We start from the raw sequence: 862 nt of genomic DNA on the forward strand, positions 1-862 counted from the left end.
TGGGTTCGGTGCCGTCGGCGTCGATGGTGTCGGCCCAGCGGCGGGCGACGCGTGCGAGGAAGTCGGGGTCTGATGTGGCCGCGGTGGTGGTGAGGTTTTCTTCGATGAGGGCCAGTTTCGCGGGTGTGGTGAGGTGCTGGAGCCGGGTCAGGGTCAGGGCGATGATGGTCCCGGCCCGGGACGAGACCGCAGGGCAGGCAGCGGCGTGGCCCTTCACCCGGTCGCCGGCGCCCACGGGCTCGGCGCTGCCGGTAACGGCTTGGGTGTCGTTGCCGGTGCTGGCCTCGGTGCCGGTGGCGTCTGCGGTGTTGGGAGTGCCCGTGCTGGTGTTGGTTGTTGTGGGGGTGAGGGCGGTGGCGAGGTGCTGGCGGGGTGCGGGGATGGTGTCGCCGGTGAGGGTGCTGGCAGGAAGGATGTCTTTTGCCAGGGTGAGGCGGCGGTTGGCTTCGCTTTTGCTGATCCGCAGCAGGAGCCGGAGGGACTCACCTGTAGTGGCACAGCCGTCATCGGCGGGTGAGGTGAGGGGTGCTGCTGGTTGGCCGGGCCAGTTGGTGTCTGTTTCGTTCAGGACTTCGACCCCGTTCAGGGCTTTGACTTCGTTGAGGGTCTCAACCCCGTTGTCCCAGCCGGTGACCCAGGTCTTGCCGGTGCGGGACCGGTTGACGCGTGCGGTGTCCGCGGCGGCGATGGCCTGGGTGCGGGTCCGGTCAACGTTCCCGGCGGACAGGACCTGCAGGTACTCCACCGTCCGGGAAATTTCCTCCACTCCAGCGGCGTAGTTGGCGGCTTCAACATAGCTGGCCCCGGCAAGTATCGACGGCGCGGCAGCAGCAGCCTGCGCCACGAGCCTGCCGAGCTCCGC

At 68.6% G+C, this 862-nt stretch carries 1 pseudogene; it reads right to left on the reverse strand.

Going from position 1 to position 862, the window contains the following annotated elements:
- Positions 1-862 (reverse strand): annotated as a pseudogene (locus tag AC3A4Z_RS22580) (HNH endonuclease signature motif containing protein); the annotation flags it as partial.

The sequence above is a fragment of the Arthrobacter sp. Soil_C_49 genome, assembly GCF_057656635.1.